Annotated in this window: 2 protein-coding genes; one reads left to right on the top strand and one right to left on the bottom strand. The window is 43.2% G+C overall.

What is annotated here, in order from left to right:
* Window positions 1–55: 55 nt before the first annotated feature.
* Complete coding sequence (locus IQ242_RS21810; protein WP_193961382.1) at window positions 56–2,494, bottom strand: glycosyltransferase family 39 protein; 2,439 nt, start codon at window positions 2,492–2,494, stop codon at window positions 56–58.
* Window positions 2,495–2,630: 136 nt separating this feature from the next.
* Here IQ242_RS21810 and IQ242_RS21805 point away from each other — a divergent pair.
* Window positions 2,631–2,722, top strand: a 92-nt coding sequence (locus IQ242_RS21805; protein WP_193961381.1) for an NAD(P)-binding protein, incomplete at its 3' end; no start/stop codon positions are given.

The raw sequence follows: 2,722 nt of genomic DNA, 5'->3' as shown, positions 1-2,722 counted from the left end.
CCCTACACCCTACACCCCACACCCCACTTCCCCACTTCCCACTTCCCACTCTATTTTAATTTGACTGCCATAATTGCCAAGCTTTAACGAGATTTCCCCCCATCAAGGCAGCCACTGCATTTAAAGTCTTAATTTCCTCACTATCGGGATTTAATTGTCTAGCTTTATCTAAGACTTTTTGGGCTGCTTGCGGTTGCCAATCGTAGAGATAAATAAAACCTTGATAAGCATAATGATAGGGATTATGGGGGTCAATTTTAATCATTTCCTCCGTGGCTTTTATTGCCCCTGCCACATCCTGTTGTAATACCTTAGAAATTGCTAATCCGTAGGCTAAAGATAATTTATCGGGGGGATTTTGTTGCTGTAAACGATAGGAAAAAGCCTTGTCTGCTTGCAGCACATAATCCTGAATCGAATCGTATTGATTGATACGATTAGTTAACTCAAAAATTGGTTCAATACCCGTTAATCCTTGACCAATATTAGCAGACTTTAAGCGCAATTGGGTCACTAAATCTAATTGGGGCGTTGCTAACTTGGAGACTTGAGGATCGATGGTAATTTGAGCATTAGTTTTAATTGGATAGGTTTCGCCAGTTTCCCGATTGAGATAGACAGCAGATAAGCGATAAACTCCGGGAGTTGCTGCCGACTGCATGGCGGTTTTTTCAGTAACTTCAAAACCCTTTTGTTGCTCTTCTGGACTTAATTTTTCTGCCATTAATTCCCCCATAGCAATACCATGATCGTGCATCCAATAATCCTTACCGTCCACTTCTTGCCAGGTTAAAATCACTATCCCTGACTTTAATTGTTGCCAGTCTCCTGCCCATTTGTAAACCACGGGAATGGGTTGATTAGGAGAGGCTTTTTCGGCAATGGCAATCTCTCTTAATTCCACCCGTTTTGGCGCATTTTCAAGGGGGTTAACCGTGACGGAAGGATATATTTTTCGGTGTAGGGACAGGGTACTATCATCCGGTAGCTGCCAAGTTTTCTCTACTTGGAAATCTGGCCCAGTGGCGACTCGATTAACAATTTTTTTCTGGACATCGGGGACGGAACCCTGTTCACCAGTTTTAGTTAAAAACCAATCTAAAGAATTGACATCCTTTTCTATATCTTCTTCCCGAACTCCCACCTGTCTCCCGGCAACCTGGGAATTATGTTTACCACCGTAGAAAGAGAAGGTATGTTGATTTAATTCGGGGGTGGAAGGTAAAACCCCTAGGGTGCTGCGAAGATAGGGAGAATCCGCTAGAATCTCTTTAACTACTTCTTCCTGTGGCCAGCCGGTTTTTAAATAGGGATGGTGTTGTAATTCGGGACTGAAAACGTTAGTAATTACATCTCCCCCCAAGGGGAATAAATTTAAGCTGGTGAGGATAGCGGCAATAGTTATCGTTCCCCAACGGATAGCGGGGGCAAAACGACCGCACCAAGATAATAAACCGACGGATAAAATTAAGGATAAAGTCGGTAAAAGCGGCAAAATATAACGAGCATCTTTATTGATATTTAGGGATGATAATAGGTATCCCCCCAGCAGAAAAACTCCTAACCAAATCCACACAGGACGATTAACCTTATCTTCGGTTTTTCTATGGCGTAATGAGATTAATAATCCCACCACGGGAACTAATAACAATACCCAAGAAAGAAAATAGGGTAAAACTTGGGCGTAAAATGTCCAGGCATCTAGACTGGTAAGGGGCGGATCTCCCTCCAAAATCGCCGAATCTACCGTGGCACGTTTGCCCGCAGTTAACATTAATAACCAATTCGTCCGATACCAGGGAAACATCAACAATGCTGCCGTCAAAAAACTGAGCATTAATTGCGCTAGATTACCCCAACGTTTTCGCCAAAGATTTTCGCCCAATACCCACAAAATCGGCAAAAAGAGGAAAAATAGGGCGGTTTGTTTGACTAACATCCCTAAACCGAAAGAAATCCCGAAAGCGATCGCTTTTAGCCAGCCATGACCACTAAATCGCCACCATGTCAAGCAGAAGTAAGAAAACGTTACAATTGCCGCTAAGGGAAAATCTAAGAGATATTCGAGGCGATAATAGTATAAACCGGGTAGAAATTGACAGATTAAGACCGCCCAGAGTGCTACAGTCCCATTAAAGAGGATAATTCCCAATCCGTACACAGAAAAGAGCAGTAGGGCGCTATAGATAGCCATTACCCACATACCCGCGTCAAGACTAATACCAAAGAGATTAAAGAAGGGAATCGTTAAAAGATAGGTTAAAGGGGGAATTTTCGGGGACATTAGCCATAAACCGCGCCACCAATCCCCGTCAAACCAGCGCGGATTTTGGAAAGCTTGGGTATAGATAATCCCACCGTTGAGATAATCGGCCTGATCCCAAGCAGGAACGGTATGATCGAGACTAAACCAGAATCTATCGACTAATATCCCCAATATCCAAATAATAGTGACAATAATTAATCCCTGTCTCCTATCTAGCGATCGCTTCAAAATGACTTCTCCCTCGGACAACTCTCAATTATTCTGCCACGCTCTCAAGCGACCCCGAAAAAATCGCCAGCGAGAAACACCAGATCGATCGGGTAAAATAAAAATTTAGTGAAAAATTGTAACAGGAACTTGACAAATGCGAGTGGTGATCGTTGGTGCAGGATTAGCGGGAATGGCAACAGCTATCGATTTGGTCGATGCGGGCTGTACAGTAGAAATCTTAGAATC

Source organism: Microcystis sp. LEGE 08355 (assembly GCF_015207185.1).
GTDB classification, from domain to species: Bacteria; Cyanobacteriota; Cyanobacteriia; order Cyanobacteriales; family Microcystaceae; genus Microcystis; species Microcystis panniformis.
The sequence above is the reverse complement of the archived record's forward strand: the minus strand, read 5'-3'. Positions and strand labels throughout refer to the sequence as shown.